22 protein-coding genes are annotated in these 20,094 nt (G+C 49.1%); 9 read left to right on the top strand and 13 right to left on the bottom strand.

Going from position 1 to position 20,094, the window contains the following annotated elements:
- Both apbC and AOC32_RS03240 read right to left on the bottom strand, forming a co-directional pair.
- Positions 1-1,089, bottom strand: coding sequence for an iron-sulfur cluster carrier protein ApbC (apbC, locus tag AOC32_RS03245; RefSeq protein WP_108508109.1), 1,089 nt, complete (start codon positions 1,087-1,089; stop codon positions 1-3).
- Between the two features lie 89 nt (positions 1,090-1,178).
- Entirely contained in the window at positions 1,179-1,976 is a 798-nt protein-coding gene (locus tag AOC32_RS03240; RefSeq protein ID WP_108508108.1) for a DUF3047 domain-containing protein, read from the bottom strand.
- A 37-nt stretch (positions 1,977-2,013) separates the two neighbouring features.
- On the opposite strand from AOC32_RS03240, the gene AOC32_RS03235 reads away from it, so the two are divergent.
- From AOC32_RS03235 to AOC32_RS03205, 7 genes are read left to right on the top strand one after another with little or no spacing between them, the layout of a single operon-like run.
- Positions 2,014-3,189 carry an MFS transporter gene (locus tag AOC32_RS03235; RefSeq protein ID WP_108508107.1) on the top strand — a complete coding sequence of 392 codons (1,176 nt, stop codon included), beginning with the start codon at positions 2,014-2,016 and terminating at the stop codon, positions 3,187-3,189.
- 9 nt (positions 3,190-3,198) lie between these two features.
- Positions 3,199-4,092: an NAD(P)-dependent oxidoreductase gene (locus AOC32_RS03230; RefSeq protein ID WP_108508106.1), complete on the top strand. Its 894-nt coding sequence runs from the start codon at positions 3,199-3,201 to the stop codon at positions 4,090-4,092.
- 6 nt (positions 4,093-4,098) lie between these two features.
- Positions 4,099-5,616, top strand: coding sequence for an ArnT family glycosyltransferase (locus AOC32_RS03225; protein ID WP_234409796.1), 1,518 nt, complete (start codon positions 4,099-4,101; stop codon positions 5,614-5,616).
- Positions 5,613-6,626, top strand: a complete 1,014-nt coding sequence (locus AOC32_RS03220) for a lysylphosphatidylglycerol synthase transmembrane domain-containing protein (protein WP_108508105.1) — start codon at positions 5,613-5,615, stop codon at positions 6,624-6,626. The genes AOC32_RS03225 and AOC32_RS03220 overlap by 4 nt, the downstream gene beginning before the upstream one ends.
- A 46-nt stretch (positions 6,627-6,672) precedes the next feature.
- On the top strand, positions 6,673-7,929 hold the full coding sequence (locus AOC32_RS03215; protein WP_199908522.1) for a glycosyltransferase family 9 protein: 1,257 nt from the start codon (positions 6,673-6,675) through the stop codon (positions 7,927-7,929).
- Between the two features lie 8 nt (positions 7,930-7,937).
- On the top strand, positions 7,938-8,711 hold the full coding sequence (locus tag AOC32_RS03210) for a phosphatase PAP2 family protein (protein WP_159074882.1): 774 nt from the start codon (positions 7,938-7,940) through the stop codon (positions 8,709-8,711).
- Positions 8,704-9,567, top strand: a complete 864-nt coding sequence (locus AOC32_RS03205) for a 23S rRNA (adenine(2030)-N(6))-methyltransferase RlmJ (RefSeq protein WP_108508103.1) — start codon at positions 8,704-8,706, stop codon at positions 9,565-9,567. The genes AOC32_RS03210 and AOC32_RS03205 overlap by 8 nt, the downstream gene beginning before the upstream one ends.
- On the opposite strand, the gene AOC32_RS03200 is transcribed toward AOC32_RS03205, so the two are convergent.
- The 11 genes from AOC32_RS03200 to AOC32_RS03150 are packed head-to-tail and all read right to left on the bottom strand — an operon-like array spanning position 9,551 to position 18,104.
- Complete coding sequence (locus AOC32_RS03200) at positions 9,551-10,201, bottom strand: SOUL family heme-binding protein (protein ID WP_234409795.1); 651 nt, start codon at positions 10,199-10,201, stop codon at positions 9,551-9,553. The two genes, AOC32_RS03205 and AOC32_RS03200, sit on opposite strands and share 17 nt — an antisense overlap.
- Positions 10,195-11,139, bottom strand: coding sequence for an LD-carboxypeptidase (locus tag AOC32_RS03195; protein ID WP_108508102.1), 945 nt, complete (start codon positions 11,137-11,139; stop codon positions 10,195-10,197). The genes AOC32_RS03200 and AOC32_RS03195 overlap by 7 nt, the downstream gene beginning before the upstream one ends.
- Positions 11,136-11,594 (bottom strand): tRNA adenosine(34) deaminase TadA, encoded by a 459-nt coding sequence (gene tadA, locus AOC32_RS03190; RefSeq protein WP_199908521.1) that lies wholly within the window; start codon positions 11,592-11,594, stop codon positions 11,136-11,138. The genes AOC32_RS03195 and tadA overlap by 4 nt, the downstream gene beginning before the upstream one ends.
- 6 nt (positions 11,595-11,600) lie before the next feature.
- Positions 11,601-12,059 (bottom strand): 6-pyruvoyl trahydropterin synthase family protein, encoded by a 459-nt coding sequence (locus AOC32_RS03185; RefSeq protein WP_234409794.1) that lies wholly within the window; start codon positions 12,057-12,059, stop codon positions 11,601-11,603.
- On the bottom strand, positions 12,059-12,712 hold the full coding sequence (queE, locus tag AOC32_RS03180) for a 7-carboxy-7-deazaguanine synthase (RefSeq protein ID WP_108508100.1): 654 nt from the start codon (positions 12,710-12,712) through the stop codon (positions 12,059-12,061). The genes AOC32_RS03185 and queE overlap by 1 nt, the downstream gene beginning before the upstream one ends.
- Positions 12,713-12,721: 9 nt before the next feature.
- A complete protein-coding gene (locus AOC32_RS03175) occupies positions 12,722-13,444 on the bottom strand; it encodes a hypothetical protein (protein WP_159074881.1) in 723 nt (240 codons plus the stop codon).
- Between the two features lie 5 nt (positions 13,445-13,449).
- Entirely contained in the window at positions 13,450-14,148 is a 699-nt protein-coding gene (locus AOC32_RS03170; RefSeq protein WP_108508098.1) for a hypothetical protein, read from the bottom strand.
- A 22-nt stretch (positions 14,149-14,170) separates the two neighbouring features.
- On the bottom strand, positions 14,171-15,778 hold the full coding sequence (guaA, locus tag AOC32_RS03165) for a glutamine-hydrolyzing GMP synthase (protein WP_108509316.1): 1,608 nt from the start codon (positions 15,776-15,778) through the stop codon (positions 14,171-14,173).
- 19 nt (positions 15,779-15,797) lie between these two features.
- Positions 15,798-17,264 carry an IMP dehydrogenase gene (guaB, locus tag AOC32_RS03160; protein WP_108508097.1) on the bottom strand — a complete coding sequence of 489 codons (1,467 nt, stop codon included), beginning with the start codon at positions 17,262-17,264 and terminating at the stop codon, positions 15,798-15,800.
- Between the two features lie 53 nt (positions 17,265-17,317).
- The gene (locus tag AOC32_RS03155) at positions 17,318-17,680 is read right to left on the bottom strand and encodes an RnfH family protein (RefSeq protein WP_108508096.1); all 363 of its coding nucleotides are present in this window, start codon (positions 17,678-17,680) and stop codon (positions 17,318-17,320) included.
- The gene (locus tag AOC32_RS03150; RefSeq protein WP_108508095.1) at positions 17,670-18,104 is read right to left on the bottom strand and encodes a type II toxin-antitoxin system RatA family toxin; all 435 of its coding nucleotides are present in this window, start codon (positions 18,102-18,104) and stop codon (positions 17,670-17,672) included. Before AOC32_RS03150 ends, AOC32_RS03155 begins: the two co-directional genes overlap by 11 nt.
- A 34-nt stretch (positions 18,105-18,138) precedes the next feature.
- Between AOC32_RS03150 and smpB the strand changes: the two genes are divergently transcribed.
- On the top strand, positions 18,139-18,588 hold the full coding sequence (gene smpB / locus AOC32_RS03145) for an SsrA-binding protein SmpB (RefSeq protein WP_108508094.1): 450 nt from the start codon (positions 18,139-18,141) through the stop codon (positions 18,586-18,588).
- Between the two features lie 91 nt (positions 18,589-18,679).
- Entirely contained in the window at positions 18,680-20,092 is a 1,413-nt protein-coding gene (locus tag AOC32_RS03140) for a circularly permuted type 2 ATP-grasp protein (protein WP_108508093.1), read from the top strand.
- The last annotated feature ends 2 nt before the right edge of the window (positions 20,093-20,094 follow it).

The raw sequence follows: 20,094 nt of genomic DNA, 5'->3' as shown, positions 1-20,094 counted from the left end.
TTAGGTCTTTTGCACCACAATGCTGGGGAACTTACTGGTCATGTCTTTGCTCAGGTTCGCAATTCGAATGGCGACTTGACGCGCAATTCCTTTATAAATCGCGCTGATTGCACTATCGGGATCAGCCACAACGGTTGGTCTTCCCGAGTCCGCCTGCTCACGAATGGAGAGATTTAATGGGAGGGCCCCAAGGAAGTCAACGCCATAGTCCTGGCACATTTTCTTGCCACCGCCCTCACCAAATATATGTTCCTCATGATTGCACTTGGGACACACATACGTGCTCATGTTCTCAATAATGCCGATGATGGGTATCCCCACTTTCTCAAACATTTTGAGGCCCTTGCGAGCGTCAAGTAATGCAATATCTTGAGGTGTGGTGACAATCACGGATCCAGTGACCGGAACTTTTTGTGAGAGTGTTAACTGAATATCACCAGTGCCTGGTGGCATATCCACAATCAGGTAATCAAGATCGCGCCAACGTGTTTGGCGTAACAGTTGCTCTAAGGCCGAGGTCACCATAGGGCCTCGCCAAACCATGGGGTTATCGGGCTCAATCAGAAATCCAATTGAACTTGCTTGCAAGCCATGCCCTTCCATTGGTTCAATCGTGTTCTCAGCAAGCGACTCGGGACGCCCAGTGATGCCCAGCATCATCGGTTGACTTGGGCCATAGATATCAGCATCCAAGATTCCAACTTGGGCACCCTCAGCAGCCAATGCCAAGGCGAGATTCACTGCGGTGGTAGATTTTCCAACGCCACCCTTACCGCTGGCGACCGCAATAATATTTTTTACCCCAGGCAGCAACTTCACGCCGCGTTGCACTGCGTGCGCAACGATATCGGTGGTAATCGCCACGCTGACATTTTTTATACCTGGAAGCTCACGAATCGCACTGACCACCAATTGACGAATCAGATCAATTTGGCTTTTGGCTGGATAACCCAAAACAATATCAAGGGAGACATCTCCATCATTGACTTTGAGATTACGAACTGATTTTGAGCTCACAAAATCAATTTGGGTATTTGGATCTTTTACCCCTTTGAGGGCTTGCTGAACCTGTTCCGTACTAACCGCCAATTTTGTCTCCTTAAAGCGTTTTAATGCAAGAAATATGTCCTTTAAAGCTGATCATAACGGGAACTAGCAGAAATTTCCCAAGCTAGTAGTTAATTGGGCTTGTAGTTCTTATATTTCAGCTCAATATCGCCGTAATACGCTTTGGTCTCTGCGTTGGTATTGTCCGTATCGGTCAACAGCGCAATACCAATCAAATTCCCTGGCGCGTAACCATAAGCCGCTTCATAGTCAGCGGTTAGGTCTCTACTGTGCTTGCGCCATTGACCAAGATTTTCTTTACCGGCATCGACTGCAATCATCTTGATCCGATTCGTATGTGAATTAGGCTTGATTTGATTGAGCTGACCATTGGGCGACCAGATATACATTAATGTGGCGTATGGCATTTCTTGTCCACTCATGATCTGAGCAAGCTCACCGACCATTTTGTCTTTTAAAGTTAACTTTGATCGATCACCATCAAATGCAACCAAGATTCGGAGTGGTGCATCATCCGCATACCGATCTAAATTATTAGCCTGATCTAAAGTACCAGTGGCTTTCCATTCCCACTCCAGCCAAAGATGTTGCGATGGCCGGGGTTTGAGTTTCACCGCTAACCCGGATGCTGATTTTTTTGCATTCGCACTGAGCACCGTTCGACCCTGATAGTTCTCAAGGCGATAAGCGGTATTCTTCTTATAGGGTGCCAAGCGATAAAAACTCCAGCCACGTAGGGGTTCATTCGCAGGTTGTGCTGAAAACTTCTTAATATCGTCACGCGCCACCAAGGGGTCGAGCTTATCTGCGCTGGACTGACTAGAGTCAGCACTAAACCCGGCGCAACCTTGTAACAGATAGCCTAGGAAGAGGTACAGAGGGATTAGACCAATATGCCTGCGCATCATGCAATGCATTATCGTAGAGCTTTTATGACTGTGCAGAATGAATAAAAATCTCTGGTTTCTGACCCTGGCACAAGGGCTTTATCTCACCAATAACGTTACCTTTATCGCCATTAATGGCTTAGTGGGTTTTGCTCTGGCACCAGAGCCTTGGTTGGCAACTCTACCGGTCATGGCCTATGTGGTGGGCAGTGCTATGGCAACCACCCTGGTGGCTAAAGTTCAACAGCGCTTGGGTCGAAAGCGCTCCTTTCAGATTGCCTTACTCGTGGCCCTATTCTCGTCGCTCTTGTGTGCTTTTGCGACCTTAGAGAAACAATTTTGGCTACTAAATTTTGGCACGGTGATTGCTGGGTTTTATAACGCTAATGCCCAACTCTATCGGTTTGCGGCCGCTGAGCTCGCGGATAAAACAGCCAAAGAGAAAGCGATCTCATGGGTGTTGGCTGGAGGCATTTTAGGTGCTGTTTTAGGGCCCAATATGGCAAGCTGGACACGCGATTGGTTCATGCAACCCTTTGCGGGTGCCTATATCACCTTAGCTGGTGTTGCGGTGATCGCATTTGCAGTGATTAGTCAGATTCACTTTCCTGAAAAACGCGTGGATCCAAACCAAGAGCCAGGTCGCCCTCTCTCCGAAATCATGCGCCAGCCCTTATTTATTGTTTGCACTCTTACTGCCGCACTCGCCTACGGTGTAATGAACCTACTCATGGCGGCAACACCCTTAGCGATGGAAGCCTGTCAATTTAGTTTTGATAAAACCGCATGGGTTCTTGAGTGGCATGTGATTGGCATGTTTGCTCCTGGATTTTTTACTGGCGCCCTCATTAAGCGTATCGGCGTGATGTGGGTCTTGCGAATGGGAGTGGTACTCAACATCGCCTGCGTCATGATTGCTCTATCAGGCATTACTTTTTTCCATTTTTTGACTGCACTATTTTTACTGGGGGTGGGTTGGAACTTTCTATTTACGAGTAGTACCACCCTAGCCTTAGAGGCTTATCGCCCATCGGAGCGTGATAAGGCTCAAGGTGCCATTAATTTCTTTGTGTTTCTAGCCACCGCTTTGTCTGCATTGAGCTCCGGCGTTCTAATCACGACGCAAGGCTGGACCCTCCTTAATTTAGGATCAATTGTTCCGCTCACAATCATTGCCCTTGCCCTGATCTGGCTTGGGGTCCAGCGCAAACCTGTTCGGCCCCAGCCCCTTTAAAATAGGCCGATGAACTCTCCAGTGACATCCTTACCTACCATCGGCTTTATTGGCACCGGCATTATGGGCAAGAGCATGGCTTCGCACCTATTAAAGGCGGGCTATCCATTGCACCTTTTTAACCGCTCTCCCGAGAAAGCAGCGGCATTACTTGAGCAAGGTGCTATTTGGCATTCTTCCCCAAAAGAGTTGGCTGCTCAATGTGATGTGGTCATCACTATTATTGGCTATCCCAAAGATGTTGAGGAGGTTTATCTAGGCACAAATGGTATTTTGGCTGGCGCAAAGCCAAACTGCATTGCCATCGATATGACCACCTCAAGTCCGGCATTGGCTGTGCGTATTGCAAAACTCGCTGATGAGCGTCAAGTCTTTGTTCTAGATGCACCGGTATCCGGTGGTGATATTGGTGCACGCGATGCGCGTCTTTCAATCATGGTCGGTGGTGTTCCAAGCGCTTATGAATGCGCTTTACCTATCTTGCAATGCATGGGCAATAACATCGCGCTCCTGGGTCCTGCTGGATCTGGTCAGCATGCCAAACTCTGTAATCAGATTGTGATTGCCTCCACCATCATGGGGGTCTGTGAGGGCATTCGCTATGCCCAAGCGGCGGGGCTTGATGCCTCGGCGGTCCTCAAAGTCATTGGAAGTGGTGCGGCAGGCGGTACCCAACTGAATGTGCAAGGACCGCGCATGATTAAAGGCGACTTTGCCCCGGGATTCATGGCTGAGCACTTTATGAAGGATATTGGTTTAGCCATTGAGTCTGCAGAGCAGATGGGGCTTCGTTTGCCAGGCTTGGAGCAAGCGAAGCGTCTCTACCAACTGATGCTCGATGACGGCATGGCACGGGATGGCTATCACGCTCTTTACCAACTTTACATAGCTAATAAAGTCTGACGTTCTATGTCGACGCTAATTACCAAGCAAACACCCTATGCTTGGGCATTTATTCTGGTTGCGATCGGCACAATTATTCATTTGGCATTGGGCTTTACGACCGAGCTATCGGTTGATGAGGCGCATTACGCCCTCTATGCGGATCGTCTTGCCTGGAGTTATTTTGATCATCCACCACTGGTAGGGTGGATACAGTGGCCACTGGTAGCGATCAATGCACCTGATGGTATTTTGCGTCTCATCCCGATTGTGCTGTGGATCATTTCCTGCGTAATGGTCTATCAAATTGCCGAGCAAGTATGGAATCTTTATCACCCACAATCAGAGACACAATCGTTCTCACGTGCGGGATTGTTTGCAGTTACTGTGGTTGTTTTTGCTCCCCTACCGCATGTCCTTGCGGTGGGATTGGTTCCGGACTCCCTATTAACGCCCCTTGCCCTCGGTATTGTGTGGATGGCCCTGCGGTGGATTGTGCAAGATGGGCAATATCGTTTTAGCCAATGGATTTTATTAGGGGCGTTGTTTGGATTGGCTGGACTAAGTAAATACACAGCTGTTTTATATGCACTGGCCTTTTGCATCGCATGCTTGAGCGTCCCACGGTGGAGCGCCTTAAGGGAGCCAGGGTTTTATATTGCTATTCTGTTTGCACTGCTCCTCATTAGTCCCGTACTTCTGTGGAATGCCACCCATGACTGGATCTCATTTCGATATCAAATGGATCATGGTGCCGGTGGTGAATGGAAATGGCGCCGAGTGGCTGCCTTTATTGGAATTCAGATTGGTGTCTTTGGATTTCTGCCCTTGCTGGGCTCATGGAGTGTACTGCGCTGGTCATTAGCCCAATCTTCCAAGAAGTTGGTGGTGTTATTTATTTTCTTTGCCCTCCCCTTTACAGTGTTTGCTGCATTATCCGGAGGTGGCGGCTTGCCTCATTGGACTACACCGGCATGGTTTTGCTTAGCCCCCTTGGCGGGTGTTGGTCTCGCACTATGGTGGGAGCAAGGTAAGCATTGGTTAATCAGTTTATTTTTGGCCATACAAGGGACGCTGGTTGCAGTCGGACTAACACTCGTAATGACTGCTGGCTATCCGATTGCTAATCAGATGAAATCAAATCCGCTAGCTGATTTATACGGCTGGCGCTCCGCATCGACGCTTGCTAATCTCTTAGTGAAAGAACTCAAGGCAAGTGGTATTGCAGTCCAGAACTGGACCTTGGCAAGCCGAGTCGCATGGTATGCCAGACCAACCTCTGTTTTTGTATTGGATGATCGATTTGATCAATTTGATCTATGGTTTGGGTCACTGCCCGAGGGATCGAATGTTATTTTGCTCAATTGGTCGCAAATGTCCTTTAAGCCTCCGGTGGGGGAAGGTCAATTTCGGACCTGCCGCCCCTTGGATCGACTCAGTATTGGGCATATGGGTGAAGCACTAAGCCAATTTGAACTGAGTTACTGTCAGGGTTGGGGTGGAAAGGCAAACCCACAACGAGAGGCATTATCCTTACGCCCATGAGCGCCTCATGGAAAACCGTACTAAAGAAGAGTTGGCCCACGATTCGGATTGTTCTATCGATTGCATTGTTGTGGAAAGCGACGAGTGGGATTGATTGGAAAACCCTTTTTGAATCCGAGTTGCAACTAGAAGCCCAATGGTTGATTGCTGGTGCGCTGTGCATCACTGCCGCCTTTATATGCGGTGGCCTGCGTTGGGGATTGTTCATGCGACGAGCAGGGTTCCAGGGGAGTCTAATGGGATACATTGGACTGTATTTCTCGGGGGGATTAATTAATCAGGGCTTACCAAGCACTTTAGGTGGTGATAGTTACCGAGCCATTGCCGGTACGCACTTAACTCCTAGCGGCCAGCTCAGTCAACAACAAGAGCTTACAAAAGAGCTTTCTCATGCTGATGACCTTGCTAAGCAGAACCCAAAATTACGGCTAGGCTTTGCAATGACCCTCTTGGATCGCGTGGTCGGCCTCATGGGTAATAACATTTTGGGTGGGATTGGTTTGGTATTGGGTGGGGCTACCCTGGCCTCCTGGGGAACTGAATTAGGCTATTGGGTCTTGGCACTGATGCTGGGGGGCGGCGTTGTATTAGCCTTTGCGCTGACCTATCAACCATTAATGACCATGATTCGTTCGCTACTAACACGCTTTTCTTTGGATCATGCCTTACCTGGAATTCGGTTTGCCTTTGCTTGGCCAACCAATATTGGGCAGGCTATTTTTGCCGTAGGCATTCATTGTTTTAATATTCTGGCGCTTGGGTTCTGTTTAAAAGCCTATGGAGCGGATGTTCCCACTGAAGCTCTTATGATCGGTTTACCAGCCTTGAGTTTGCTATTAATGCTACCCATTAGTATTTCTGGTTGGGGTCTGCGTGAGGCCACCTTGGCATCAGTGTTGGCCCTCTGGGGCGTGAGCCCATCATTGACTGTTTTAGGGTCAATTAGTTATGGCGCCATTACCCTGTTATGCGTTCTTCCGGGCGCCTATCAACTCCTCAAACGGAAGTAGGCCCCTCTCAGCATAAAATACAGTCTTCGACTGTTAGGAAAATAGAATGGCAATCAGCGTTAACGCAATGCGAACCATTGATCACTGGGTGGGTATACCGCTTTGCGCACTTGCCAGTCCAATCGTGGCTTTATTCGATTTGATTGCAAAACCATTCAGAAAGCCAGGCCCGCCCAAGCGACTCCTCTTCATTGAACTCTCTGAGATGGGCAGTGCAATTTTGGTGGATCCTGCCATGCGTAAAGCACAAGCAAATGGCGCGGAGATTTACTTCTTAATCTTTAAAAGCAATGCGGCAAGCTTGGGTTTACTCAACACCGTGAACCCCAAGCATATTTTTACGATTGACTCATCGAGTCTTTGGAAATTAGCACTCGATACCTTGGGATTTTTGATCAAAGCCCGCTTTCATCGTATCGATACAGTCATTGACCTGGAACTCTTCTCACGCTTTACCGCCCTATTAACTGGTTTATGCGGCGCAAGACGGCGAGTGGGATACGATATTTTTCATGGTGAAGGTTTATGGCGTGGCACCATGCTCACACGCAAGGTGCATTACAACCCCCATATTCATATTGCCAAGAATTTTATTTCCTTGGTGTACGCAGCCTTTGCTGAGCAGGAAGAGTTGCCATTTAGCAAAATTGCGATTGCTGATGATGAGATCCGGCTAGCCCAAGCGGTCATCGATCCGAGTGTCAAACAAAACTTGCAAATCCGGATTGAGAATTTGGCTCAGCAAGCCCTCATTCCATTTAAAGTAGGTCAGCAACGCATCATTTTGATCAATCCAAACGCAAGTGATTTATTACCCCAGCGGCGTTGGGCTCCTGAACGTTTTTCAGAACTAATCATGGCAGTTCATCAGCGCTATCCGGAAGATTTAATTCTGATTACTGGGTCGCCCGCGGAGCACACCTATGTTGAGGGTGTACGCCTAGCAGCCAACGTCAAACGTGCTCTTAATTTTGCGGGCCATGTTCGCTTCTCTGAGCTCCCTGCCCTCTATTCGCTTGCACATGCCATGGTCACCAATGATTCTGGTCCTGGGCATTTCTCATCCGTTACTGCATTGCATACGGTCGTCTTATTTGGACCAGAGACCCCGGCTCTATATGGCTCACTCGGTAACTCCATTCCGATTACCGCAAATCTCGCCTGCTCACCGTGCGTCAGTGCCGCTAACCATCGCAAGACACCCTGTCAGGATAATGTTTGCATGAAATCCATTTCGGTGTCGCAGGTGATGGAGCAGTTGGCCGTGCAAATTACTGCGGCTGATCGCGTCCGCGCGTCATAAGGATGCCCATGTCGCTGGGTCGTGCTTGGGCAGTTCCACTTCTGCCACTCATCCTCTGGCTCGCTTTGGTATTGAGTGGGCACGAAGTTGAACTCTTTTTGTGGATGAATCAAGCAGCGCAAATCCTACCAAACTGGGTTTGGGCATGGTTTACATTCTTAGGCAATGGCTGGGGAGTGTTTGCCTTGTGCTTCCCCCTGCTCTTAATTGCCCCCCGGCAGCTCTGTGCGGCTCTGCTTGCAGGCGGCTTTGCCGCCATCATCAGCCTCATTCTAAAACCCTTGATTAATTTACCCAGACCCGCCGGTGTACTAGCCGAGAACAGTTTTACGATTTTGGGCAACCCCTTACTTCAACATGCGCTCCCTTCTGGTCATACCCTCACGGTGTTCTCGGTAGCGAGCGCCATATTTTTTGCCACCACCCCGGCACGTCGTAATTTATTACTGGTGTTATTTGTGATTGCCACTCTAACCGGTATCTCACGTAGTGCTGTTGGTGCTCATTGGCCCGGGGATATTTTGGTGGGGTCGGCCCTCGGTATCTGGTGTGGCCTGATTGCCAGTCGCCTCATCAGTTATGTGAAGAATCAACAGCTCACCCCAACGAGCCTCATTCCTCGAATCATTGCCGTCGCTGGAATCTTAGAGCTCTATATCTTACAAACCACGGTCTTGGATTTTCCGCACAACCAAGTCTTGCAATACCTCGGCAGTGCACTCGTTCTCATCACGTTGCTGGCGTTTGTGATGCGCCAGAATAAACCGCAATCCAATGTTTAGTTACCGCCACGCATTTCATGCGGGTAATCATGCCGATGTTATAAAACACTTGGTACTGATTCATAGCATTCAATACCTGCAAGAAAAGGATGGGGCAGTAATGTTTATTGATACCCATGCGGGTGCAGGTATCTATTCACTGCGCGATGGTTATGCGGCAATTAGCCAAGAATGCCAAGGTGGAATCGATCGTCTATGGTCAAGCCAGGAGTTTGATGAGCCCGACTTCGGGCCGTATCGAGAGGCAATTGGTCAGTTCAATCCCAAAGGTGTGCTGGATGTGTATCCCGGTTCTCCATTTATCATGGCGCATCTCCTGCGCCCTCAAGATCGCCTCAGACTATTTGAGCTTCACCCAAGTGATACTGGTATTTTGCAAACCAATATTGCAAGCTTAGACAAGCGCTCCCAGATTGACATACGCCAACAGGATGGTTTTGCCTTCTTAAAGTCCTTGCTACCACCGCCAAGCCGGCGGGGCTTGATCCTAATGGATCCATCGTATGAGCTCAAGACCGATTACCAAGCGGTTGAAGAGAGTGTGCGTGAGGCCTTAGACCGATTTGCAACTGGCACGTATCTCATTTGGTATCCGGTCTTACAACGCCCAGAGTCCAAGCAACTCATCAAACGCTTACGTGCTTTATCTGAGGAATTTCAACGTCCATGGTTAAGAGCCGAGCTGCGTATCGCTCATTCGCTTGGTGAGAGGCGACTCCAAGCGAGCGGGGTATGGGTCATTAATCCAGTTTGGACCTTAGCGCCCTTCCTAGAAAGGACCTTACCGATTTTGCAAAGGGTCTTGGGTGAAGATACTAGCGCAACTTTTGTCTTGGAAACTAGTAGTCCAGCATAACCTCATTGCGTCGCAAAAAGGGAATACTCCAAGGCGGGTTGTAACGTGCCAATTGTGGCTCACCCAATGGGGTAAGATTCTTCGATTTCATCCAAGCCCTGAGTTCCGCAGTTTTCTCTTGGGTCTTTTCTTCTGAGTTAAACCCAGTAAAACTAATCACGGCTTTACGCTGCGCCGGAATCTCCTTGAGCTTAACCTCTGGGCTTAGCGGTGTTGGTAAGGTGGCTAAGGTGTACTGACTAGGCATGACAAAGAACATACGCCATTGATTGGGACCCGCTTGATTTTCCATCGTGACTGGTGCGGTCATGGCAATCTTCTCACTGGCAGGCTCCATGGTCACTGGAACGGTCATTGCAATCTTTTCATTTGATTTGGCGTCGTCCGATCGATTGGCTTTGGTTTGATTCTTACCAAAAATATATCCAGCAATTAAGCGAAACCCCTTGCTTCCCGCATCACTCATATCCCCATCGACAGTGACCTCAGCGATGATCATGGGCGCATATTGGCGTAACTCAAATGGAGCAGCACTTTCGATCACGGTGTATTTGGGTTCTTCGAGTGCCATGAGTGGTGTGGATACCAAAAAAATCAGGCTAGGGATAATTGCTTGCAATGCACGTTTTACCATTTTCCTTCCAATACAAATCCTTTTAAGCTTGCTTGTAGGCTCACTTGGGCACCTACAGGTAAGGTTAATTTATCGGTCACATGACCAAATGGCAGGCCCGTAAGAATTGGGATCTTCTTTGGCAAACGCTCCCGAATGTATCGAATCGCACTGTCTAATTGATAACCACGATCCACTTCGTATAAGCGATATTGATTAAAGTGTCCCAAAATAATGGCTTGTTGACTAGCAAGTACCCCAGCCTCATGCAGTTGCAAGAGCATTCGTTCAATGCGATAGGGATGCTCATTCACATCTTCAAGGAATAAGATGCCACCCTGAATCTGCTTCGCATTCGGAAAATAGGCAGTTCCTAATAGCGTAGTCAGAATACTGAGATTGCCGCCCCACAGCATCCCCTGAATATTTTGGGAGAGATCGACTTCGCCAGCAAAGTGCTGAAGATCGGGTACCGCAACACTCATGCGGCGCGACTGAATCGCAGTTTGAAAGTGGCGCCAGGTGAAAGCACTTGGGGTCTGAGGCTCACCATACTCGTTCAGCGGTCCAAAATCATAATTCAGCATCGGTCCAGCCAAACTCATCGCCCCAGTTTTAGCAAGCAGTCCCAAATGAAATCCCGTAAAATCACTATGTCCACAAATCTGCAAACCTTGCTTTACTGAGATCGCAATTTCTTTCCAGGCAATTGCATCAAGCAGGCGATGTAGGCCGTAACCACCCCGAACCGCCATGACGACCTCATTTGGATCAATTGTGGGAATCGCATTCATCTCTGCTAATCGCTCGTGATCGGTCCCCGCAAAACGCTCAAACACCCGCTCAGTGCAGCCCGCGTTATGCACCACAACGCCCTGCTCTTTGAGCCAGCGCAAGCCAGCTTCTGGGCTACGCATATCGGGGCTTGCGCCAGACGGAGCAATTAAATGAATCTTCATGAACGTCGTTGTTTAAAAAACTCTCTTAATAAGTTGCCACATTCATCCGCCAGAACACCACCCTCAATGTCAGTTTGATGATTAATCGCTTTCAGGTCAAAGAGGTTGGCGACGCTACCAGCCATTCCAGTTTTTGGATCAGTTGCTCCAAACACCACACGTTTGACTCTAGCATGAAGAATAGCTCCACAGCACATTGCGCAGGGTTCCAATGTCACATATAGGGTTGATTGTGGAATTCGGTAGTTCTGAAGGGATTTTGCCGCCTCCCGAATCGCCATCATCTCAGCATGAGCGCTGGGATCGTGCAATCCAATTGGCTGGTTGTAACCTTGACCAATGACCTGATCGTCAAATACCAGGACCGCGCCCACCGGAACCTCGTTACATGCTGCTGCCTTTTGAGCTTGCAAAATGGCAAGACGCATAAAGGATTCGTCTTGTGGCAATACCATTAGTCCTTAAGCCACTCGAACAGGATAATCAGCCCAGCAATTAGGGGTCTCGTAGAGCCGCACACTAAAGAGCGAAAGTTTTCCTTGGGTCTCGGCTGCAAAAATTGGTGCCAGACGATCAAAGGCAAACTTGACTAAGTTCTCAACCGTTGGCACATCATCTAACACCACGGTTTTATGGTTAGGCAGGCTTTCCAAGAATTGAACTAATAAAGTATCTTGCTTGGCCACCAAAAATGCATGATCCCAAGGCTCAACCAAATGGGTCAATGCAATACGCTTAATTTCACCAAAGTCAATCACCATGCCATCATCTGCCTGCCCGCGACTTTCATGGACAGGGCCTTGAACGGTTAACTCAATTGCATAACGATGACCGTGCAAGTGGCGGCATTGCCCGCCATGATTGGGAATGCGATGTCCCGCATCAAATTCGAGGCGGCGTGTAATCGTGAGTTGCTGCATTACCGAATTCCAATCATTTTGTGGGTTTGCACACTTAAGCGCCATAGTGGGTGCTTTTGGCACAGTTGAACCGCAAAGGCCATATTGTCGCTTAGATTTGGCCCGTCCATCGCTTGGATATAACGGTGGCGAAAGTCCATGGCCTCAAAGCGTTGCAAAACCGATTCAATTGGCTGATGCCCCGCTTGCGGAACGACTAACTTAATTTCATGGGCCTGCTTCACAACCAATTCAGCCCCAGCCTTAGGGCTTAAGCAAACCCAGTCAATCCCCTTGGGAACCGCAATCGTGCCATTCGATTCAATCGCGATCTCAAACTGCTTGGCATGCAAGGCTTTGATTAAAGGTTCGTCGAGCTGTAACAAGGGCTCTCCCCCGGTCATGACTACATAGCGATAACGACGGGTTCGCATCGTATCAATCCAGGCGTTTTCAATGGCCTGCGCAAGCTCTTCGGGACTAGCGAACTTACCACCCCCGATGCCATCGGTTCCGACAAAATCCGTGTCACAAAACTGGCAAATGGCGGATGATCGATCCTCCTCGCGCCCAGACCACAGATTGCAACCTGCAAATCGGCAAAATACTGCGGCGCGCCCAGCCTGTGCGCCCTCACCTTGCAAGGTTGCAAAGATCTCTTTAACGGAATACATAAACCAGACTTACTTCCAAGAAATTAGTTCCCAGCGTAGATAGTCCTCCTTGATGGATTGGGACCAGCCGGTCATACCTAACCAGAGGTACTCGCCAAAACTCTCGCGCACCACCCAGCGTCCAATTTGTGGGACGAACCAAACACGATCGCGGCGATTACTGGCCAATCTAAACCAATCGTCACTCTCAAAATTATCCGCCGTACTCACATAGTAGAGAGCATCAAACTCACCGGCCTGCGTTTTAATCCGATTCCAAGCATTTGCTTGAATGGTTAGGCCCCAATAAAAATCATTGTCTGGAACTCCCAGTACTTGATAGCGGGTCCGGTAAAACCCAGACCAGCCAGGCTTCATTTCTTGTGGCCAGAGTCGTACAACCATAGTAAACCGTTGCGGCGGGGTCCAGTGGGGATCTTGCAAAATCATTCCCCAAGGCTCTTGAATCTCATCAGGTAACTTCCCTAGTTTTTTACCCTCTCTGGCAATCTGTACTTTGGGGCCCACTGAGACCACTGTCTCGGTCAAAATATCAACCAACTCACCATTAAAAACATTGCGAACCTCATAGACCCACTGCTGACCAACCGCTGGTGCTCGAACCATGGGGATTGATTGAGGGGGTGCAATCTCAGTCTTTGGAATATGCGACACGGAACCCAGGCATGCGGTCAATAACAAACTAGCCGTAACCGTGGCTGCGCTTCGCCAAGAAAGGTATCTAAATAGCATCTGGACTACTTCCAGGAGCGTAGTTGCCAAGCCGTGCTGTTCTCAAGTAGCACTGGGCCGATTTGGCCTTGGATCTGATAGGAACCAGAGGATTCGTGTGCGACCCAGCGGCCAATTTCTGGCGCAAACCAAATGATTTCATGGCGAATGCAATCCACCTTATTGGCATCATCACTCTGAAAATTAATTAGGTTCTGATAGCGCAAACAGGTGAACTCTCCTGCTGGAACCTTGAGCTTTTCCCATCCAGCACAATACATATACTGCTGCCAACCAAAGGAGTTATCTGAATATCCTGCAATCGAATAGCGTGTTGTGAATTGCTTACTCCAATTGGCCTGCATTTGCTCAGGCCAAAGAGGAATTGGAGGGCTATAGTTCTGAATACGACCCCAGTGCGGATCGGTTGCAATCATTCCCCACGAAGATTGAATCTCACTGGCAAGATTTGCGCCGTCACGATTGCTGCGGGAGATCGTGACTCCTGGCCCCACAATCTCAACACGCTCGGTCACCACATCGAGTAACTTACTTGAGAATGTATCGAACTGCAGATAAGTCCACTCCTGGCCCAATTGGGGTGAACGCACACTGGGGATTTTTTTAGGAGCGGCTACCGGAATTCCGCGGTCAAAGGTAGCGGTTGCGCACCCCAAAGGGGCTAAAGCAGCCGAACTAATCACAAGGCGACGTAGGGGGTTCATAGAAACTCCTAAAGACAAATAGCTATTCCCACTCGATTGTGGAGGGTGGTTTACCACTGATATCAAAGACCACACGATTGATACCGCGCACTTCATTAATGATGCGATTCGATACCTTACCTAGCAGTTCGTGTGGCAGATGCGCCCAATGCGCAGTCATGAAGTCTTGGGTTTGCACTGCACGCAGTGCGACGACGTATTCATAGGTACGTCCATCGCCCATGACCCCAACCGATTTCACGGGCAGAAAGACTGCAAATGCCTGACTCGTCAATGCGTACCAGGATTGCTTGGTGCTTGGATCAATCGTATTACGAAGTTCTTCGATAAAGATGGCATCTGCTCTGCGCAAAAGATCGGCAAACTCAGGTTTGACCTCTCCTAAAATTCGGACGCCCAGTCCTGGACCTGGGAAGGGATGGCGATCGACCATCTCTTTTGGTAAGCCCAGTTCAACGCCCAAGGCTCGCACTTCATCTTTAAATAACTCTCGTAATGGCTCAAGAAGTTTGAGGTGCATATCCTCAGGCAATCCACCAACATTGTGATGGCTCTTGATGGTATGGGCACTATTTTTACCCTTACCTGCTGACTCAATGACATCCGGATAAATCGTGCCCTGTGCAAGCCACTTCGCGTTTTTGATCTTGCCAGACTCGCTCTGAAATACCTCAACAAACTCTTTACCGATAATCTTGCGCTTTTGCTCGGGATCGGTCACACCCTTTAATCGGGATAGGAACTCATGAGCGGCGTCCACATGAATCACTTTGACCCCTAAGTTCCGGGCAAACATATCCATGACCATCTTGCCTTCATGAAGGCGCAGCAAGCCATGATCGACAAATACGCACGTTAGCTGAGGTCCAATCGCTCGATGAATAAGGGCTGCAGCCACGCTGGAGTCGACACCGCCCGATAATCCCAAAATGACTTCATCATTACCGACTTGCTCCTTAATTTTGGCTACTGCTTCCGCAATGTAGTCACCCATTACCCAGTCAGCTCGGCATTGGCAAATTTCATGTACAAAACGATTTAAGATCTCTTTGCCCTTTAAGGTGTGAGTGACCTCAGGATGAAATTGGACACCATAAAAATGCTTCTCTTCATTAGCCATTCCCGCAATCGGGCATGATGGCGTCGAGGCCATTAATTTAAATCCGGGTGGCAACTCGGTCACCGAGTCACCGTGACTCATCCACACTTTGAGAATTCCATGTCCCTCGGCGGTGCGATGGTCCTCAATATCCTTTAGCAAATCGGTATGGCCACGGGCGCGTACCTCGGCATACCCAAACTCACGCGCTTTGCCCAAGGACTCTGCCGAGGCAACCTGACCGCCCAGTTGGGTGGCCATCGTTTGCATGCCGTAACAAATACCTAGAACTGGAACATTCAGTTGAAAAACAATCTCAGGGGCCCTGGGGCTATTGGGCTCCGTCACCGAACTTGGTCCACCCGAAAGAATGATTCCTTTGCAGCGACGCTCTTGAATAAATGTTTTGATTCGCTCCGGATCCGAGTCATACGGCCAGATCTCGGAATAGACTTTTGAGTCCCGCACACGGCGAGCAATCAATTGAGTAACTTGCGAACCAAAATCCAGAATCAGAATCGTATCGTGCACAGTTTTGCCCAAGCGACTCTTAGTCAACGTGATAGTTAGGGGCTTCCTTCGTGATCTTCACATCATGGACATGCGACTCACGCACGCCTGCAGAAGTAATCTCCACAAAACTGGCCTTCTCATGTAATTCCGCAATGGTTTTGCAACCACAATAACCCATCGACGAACGAATACCACCACTCAGTTGATGCAAGATACTCAGGACACTTCCTTTGTAAGGCACCTGCCCCTCAATCCCCTCGGGGACTAATTTCTCGGCATTCGCTGCGCTGATATCTTCTTGGAAGTAACGATCAGCAGCACCATCGGCCATGGCGCCTAATGAACCCATGCCACGATAACTCTTGTACGATCGTCCTTGATATAAAAAGACCTCACCCGGGGCTTCTTCCGTCCCAGCAAACATGCCGCCCATCATGACGCTATTGGCGCCCGCTGCAAGGGCTTTTGCAACATCTCCTGAGTAGCGCACACCTCCGTCTGCAATTAATGGAATACCGCTTCCCTTAAGCGCATTAGCAACATTCACCACGGCGGTGATTTGCGGAACACCGACACCTGCCACGATGCGGGTGGTACAAATCGAGCCTGGACCAATGCCAACTTTCACACCATCAGCGCCATGGTCTGCGAGTGCTTTTGCAGCATCGCCAGTCGCAATATTGCCGCCAATCACTTGAACCTGAGGGTAGTGCTTCTTGACCCATTTCACGCGATCAAGAACGCCTTGGCTATGGCCATGCGCGGTGTCGACCACAATGACATCAACGCCGGCCTTTACCAGCAGCTCTACACGTTCATCGTTGTCTGGACCCACACCAACGGCAGCGCCAACGCGCAACTTTCCTTCACTATCTTTAGCAGCATTAGGATGCTCGGTCGCCTTCAAAATATCCTTAACGGTTACTAAGCCGCGTAACTCGAAGGCATCGTTCACAACAAGTACGCGCTCTAAGCGATGCTTACTCATCAAGCGCTTGGCCTCTTCAAGACTGGCGCCCTCCTTCACGGTGATAAGGCGCTCACGCGGGGTCATCTTGGTCTTCACGCTTGCATCTAAATCTTCTTCGAACCGAAGATCGCGATTGGTAATGATGCCAACCACCGTTTTTCCTTGAAGCACGGGGAATCCTGAAAAACCATGCTCCCTCGATAGAGCAATCACCTGACGGACGGTCATTTCTGGAGGAATGGTGATGGGGTCACGCAGAACCCCTGACTCAAAGCGTTTTACTTTGGCCACTTCTTTGGCCTGCTCGGCAGGCTTTAAATTTTTGTGGATGATTCCAATACCGCCCTCACTTGCCATGGCGATCGCGAGCCTACCCTCAGTGACCGTATCCATCGCGGCCGATACCAAGGGAATGTTGATCGTAATATCGCGCGTTAATTGGGTGACCAAACTGGTGTCACGAGGAAGGACGGCCGAATAGGCCGGCACAAGGAGCACGTCATCAAAGGTCAGTGCTTTTTGTATGAGTCGCATGCAAAACCCCTAGTCGCAAAATCCGATTATAAAGGTTCTGGGTCGAGGGCCCTTTAAGGTCTCGGTTTTGCAGCTTGACGGCGCAGGGCTTTGGCCTTTAAAAGGCTATCTTTATCACGATTGGCCTTCTTTCGTCTGGCTAATTTTGGATCAATACGTAATGGCGCATAGAGCTCCAAACGGTCGCCGGCATATAGCGGACTACTCCAATCCTTGCGCTTACCAAATACCCCATAGCAGCCCTTACGGCTAATTACTGGATCATCTTGATCTTTGGCAATGCCCAAGATTTGAAGCGCCCACCCCACCGTAGGCTTTAGAACACCATTTAAAGGAAGATGATGAATCTGCAGCGCTGGTGGATCCTGGCGCGCATCGCATACGAGTATTTCAATAGACTGGGTTTTAGTGGTCATACAGTTGCTCCGCACGCTTTACAAAACAATCCACAAAGGTGCTGGCGATGTAGGAAAACACCGGGCCAATAATCTTATCCAATATGGCACTTTTGAACTCCCAGTGCAAATTGAACTCAATCTTGCACGCATCATCACGCAAGGGAATGAAGCGCCACTGGCCAGTGAACTTTTTAAAGGGACCATCGACAAATTGCATGTCAATTGAATCAGGGCGATGATTGGTGTTCCGGGTGTGAAAGAATTGCTCAATTCCTTTAAAGTGAATCTTGATTTTGGCATCGAGCACCGTCTCAGTTTGCTCATAAATATCCACACCGCCGCACCAGGGTAAAAACTCTGGATAGCGGGCAACATCCGTTACTAGGCTGTACATGCGGTCAGCGGACTGACCAATCAAAACCGTCTTATTGACGTCTGCCATAATGAAACCGTGGAACCTATAAAAACTCTAAACCATGAGTATCGTTGATAACAAAAAAGCGTTCTTTGATTATTTTATTGAAGAACGCTATGAAGCGGGCCTTGTCCTCGAAGGGTGGGAGGTTAAGGCAATTCGTGCTGGGCGTGCGCAAATTAAAGAAGCATATGTTGTGGTGCGAAATGCTGAGATTTATTTGATTGGTTCTCACATCAGCCCACTCTCATCGATATCGACTCACATTCATGCTGACCCCACCCGAACCCGCAAGCTCCTCTTAAATGAGAGCGAGATTCGGAAACTAATTGGTAAAGTTGAGCAGCGGGGCTATACCTTGGTCCCACTCAATTTGCACTTCTCAAAAGGTCGAGTCAAATGTGAAATTGGACTTGCCCGCGGCAAGAAACAGCACGATAAGCGCGAAGCCAGTAAAGAGCGCGACTGGGAACGAGAAAAGGCCAGAATCGTGCGTGGCCAATTATCATAATCCTCTCTTTTGCACCATTTAGGTGCATATTTGCACCAAGGCATGCCAATTTCCGGTTGATTTGTCATGCTGGCGTAATACCGTAAAGGCTATGAAAACCCCGTATGACGAAATGTTGGATGCACATGGTGCGGCTAGACCCCACTATGCCATCTTTCAGCAATGGTTGACTGAGCAAAGTGATGCTCTGATGGCCCTTAAACGGGCTGAGGCCGATCTCATCTTTCGGCGGGTTGGCATCACCTTTGCGGTCTATGGTGACGACTTAGGGACTGAACGCACCATTCCATTTGATCAAGTACCGCGGATATTTACGGCCCAAGAGTGGTCAACACTTGAGGCAGGTCTGCGGCAACGCGTGACCGCACTCAATCACTTTATTCATGATATCTATCACGACGAGGCAATCATCAAAGCCGGGATTATTCCCGGGGAGCAGATTTTTAATAATGCCCAATATCGCCCTGAAATGCGATATGTGGAGGTCCCACGCAATATTTATGCCCAAATCGCAGGGATTGATATTGTGCGTGCGGGTGCCGGTGAGTTTTATGTTTTAGAAGACAATCTGCGCGTTCCATCTGGCGTGTCCTATATGGTCGAAGATCGCAAGATGATGATGCGACTCTTTCCCGATCTATTCCAGCGCTATCGAGTTGCCCCTGTTGAGCACTACCCTGACCTTCTTTTAGAGTGCCTCAAGTCCGTTAAACCTGAGGGAGTGAAAAAACCAAATGTGGTTGTACTCACACCAGGCATGTTTAACTCGGCCTACTTTGAACATACTTACCTTGCTCAACAAATGGGTGTCGAACTAGTCGAAGGTAAGGACCTTTATGTCAAAGATGAAGAAGTGTTCATGCGAACCACCCAAGGGCCTCAGCGGGTCGATGTGATCTATCGACGCATTGACGATGACTTCTTAGATCCTCTAGCGTTTCGGGCGGATTCTGCATTGGGCGTAGCGGGTCTACTCAATGCTTACCGTGCGGGCAATGTCACCCTAGCCAACGTGATTGGCACTGGAATTGCGGACGACAAATCCATTTATCCTTATGTACCGCAAATGATTGAGTTCTACTTAGGTGAAAAGCCTATCCTTAACAACGTGCCCACTTATCAATGCCGCAAGGCTGAAGATCTGGCGTACACGCTAGCTCATCTTAATGAGCTGGTCGTCAAAGAGACCCATGGCGCCGGTGGCTATGGCATGCTGGTAGGCCCAGCATCCACCAAAGAGGAGATTGAGCGCTTTCGAGCAAACTTAATCCAACACCCCGACCAGTACATCGCCCAACCCACCCTCTCCCTATCAACCTGCCCAACCTTTGTTGAATCTGGGATAGCTCCGCGCCATATTGATCTTAGACCCTTTGTGCTCTCTGGCGAAACCATCAAGATGGTTCCAGGAGGACTAACTCGCGTTGCCCTCAAGGAGGGCTCCTTGGTTGTGAACTCTTCACAAGGCGGTGGTACTAAAGATACTTGGGTATTGGAGGACTAGTT

It is taken from the genome of Polynucleobacter acidiphobus (assembly GCF_003065385.1).
In the GTDB taxonomy this organism is placed as follows: domain Bacteria; phylum Pseudomonadota; class Gammaproteobacteria; order Burkholderiales; family Burkholderiaceae; genus Polynucleobacter; species Polynucleobacter acidiphobus.
The sequence above is the reverse complement of the archived record's forward strand: the minus strand, read 5'-3'. Positions and strand labels throughout refer to the sequence as shown.

Bases quoted from the DNA above. Each gene is read 5' to 3' on its own strand.
- queE (WP_108508100.1), bottom strand. From the start codon at position 12,712: ATGTATTCCGTTAAAGAGATCTTTGCAACCTTGCAAGGTGAGGGCGCA.
- guaB (WP_108508097.1), bottom strand. From the start codon at position 17,264: ATGCGACTCATACAAAAAGCACTGACCTTTGATGACGTGCTCCTTGTG.
- AOC32_RS03195 (WP_108508102.1), bottom strand. From the start codon at position 11,139: ATGAAGATTCATTTAATTGCTCCGTCTGGCGCAAGCCCCGATATGCGT.
- AOC32_RS03170 (WP_108508098.1), bottom strand. From the start codon at position 14,148: ATGAACCCCCTACGTCGCCTTGTGATTAGTTCGGCTGCTTTAGCCCCT.
- AOC32_RS03185 (WP_234409794.1), bottom strand. From the start codon at position 12,059: ATGCAGCAACTCACGATTACACGCCGCCTCGAATTTGATGCGGGACAT.
- AOC32_RS03230 (WP_108508106.1), top strand. From the start codon at position 3,199: ATGAACTCTCCAGTGACATCCTTACCTACCATCGGCTTTATTGGCACC.
- tadA (WP_199908521.1), bottom strand. From the start codon at position 11,594: ATGGTATTGCCACAAGACGAATCCTTTATGCGTCTTGCCATTTTGCAA.
- AOC32_RS03210 (WP_159074882.1), top strand. From the start codon at position 7,938: ATGTCGCTGGGTCGTGCTTGGGCAGTTCCACTTCTGCCACTCATCCTC.
- AOC32_RS03200 (WP_234409795.1), bottom strand. From the start codon at position 10,201: ATGGTAAAACGTGCATTGCAAGCAATTATCCCTAGCCTGATTTTTTTG.
- AOC32_RS03235 (WP_108508107.1), top strand. From the start codon at position 2,014: ATGAATAAAAATCTCTGGTTTCTGACCCTGGCACAAGGGCTTTATCTC.
- smpB (WP_108508094.1), top strand. From the start codon at position 18,139: ATGAGTATCGTTGATAACAAAAAAGCGTTCTTTGATTATTTTATTGAA.
- AOC32_RS03225 (WP_234409796.1), top strand. From the start codon at position 4,099: ATGTCGACGCTAATTACCAAGCAAACACCCTATGCTTGGGCATTTATT.
- AOC32_RS03140 (WP_108508093.1), top strand. From the start codon at position 18,680: ATGAAAACCCCGTATGACGAAATGTTGGATGCACATGGTGCGGCTAGA.
- AOC32_RS03220 (WP_108508105.1), top strand. From the start codon at position 5,613: ATGAGCGCCTCATGGAAAACCGTACTAAAGAAGAGTTGGCCCACGATT.
- AOC32_RS03155 (WP_108508096.1), bottom strand. From the start codon at position 17,680: ATGACCACTAAAACCCAGTCTATTGAAATACTCGTATGCGATGCGCGC.
- AOC32_RS03205 (WP_108508103.1), top strand. From the start codon at position 8,704: ATGTTTAGTTACCGCCACGCATTTCATGCGGGTAATCATGCCGATGTT.
- AOC32_RS03215 (WP_199908522.1), top strand. From the start codon at position 6,673: ATGGCAATCAGCGTTAACGCAATGCGAACCATTGATCACTGGGTGGGT.
- AOC32_RS03240 (WP_108508108.1), bottom strand. From the start codon at position 1,976: ATGATGCGCAGGCATATTGGTCTAATCCCTCTGTACCTCTTCCTAGGC.
- AOC32_RS03175 (WP_159074881.1), bottom strand. From the start codon at position 13,444: ATGCTATTTAGATACCTTTCTTGGCGAAGCGCAGCCACGGTTACGGCT.
- AOC32_RS03150 (WP_108508095.1), bottom strand. From the start codon at position 18,104: ATGGCAGACGTCAATAAGACGGTTTTGATTGGTCAGTCCGCTGACCGC.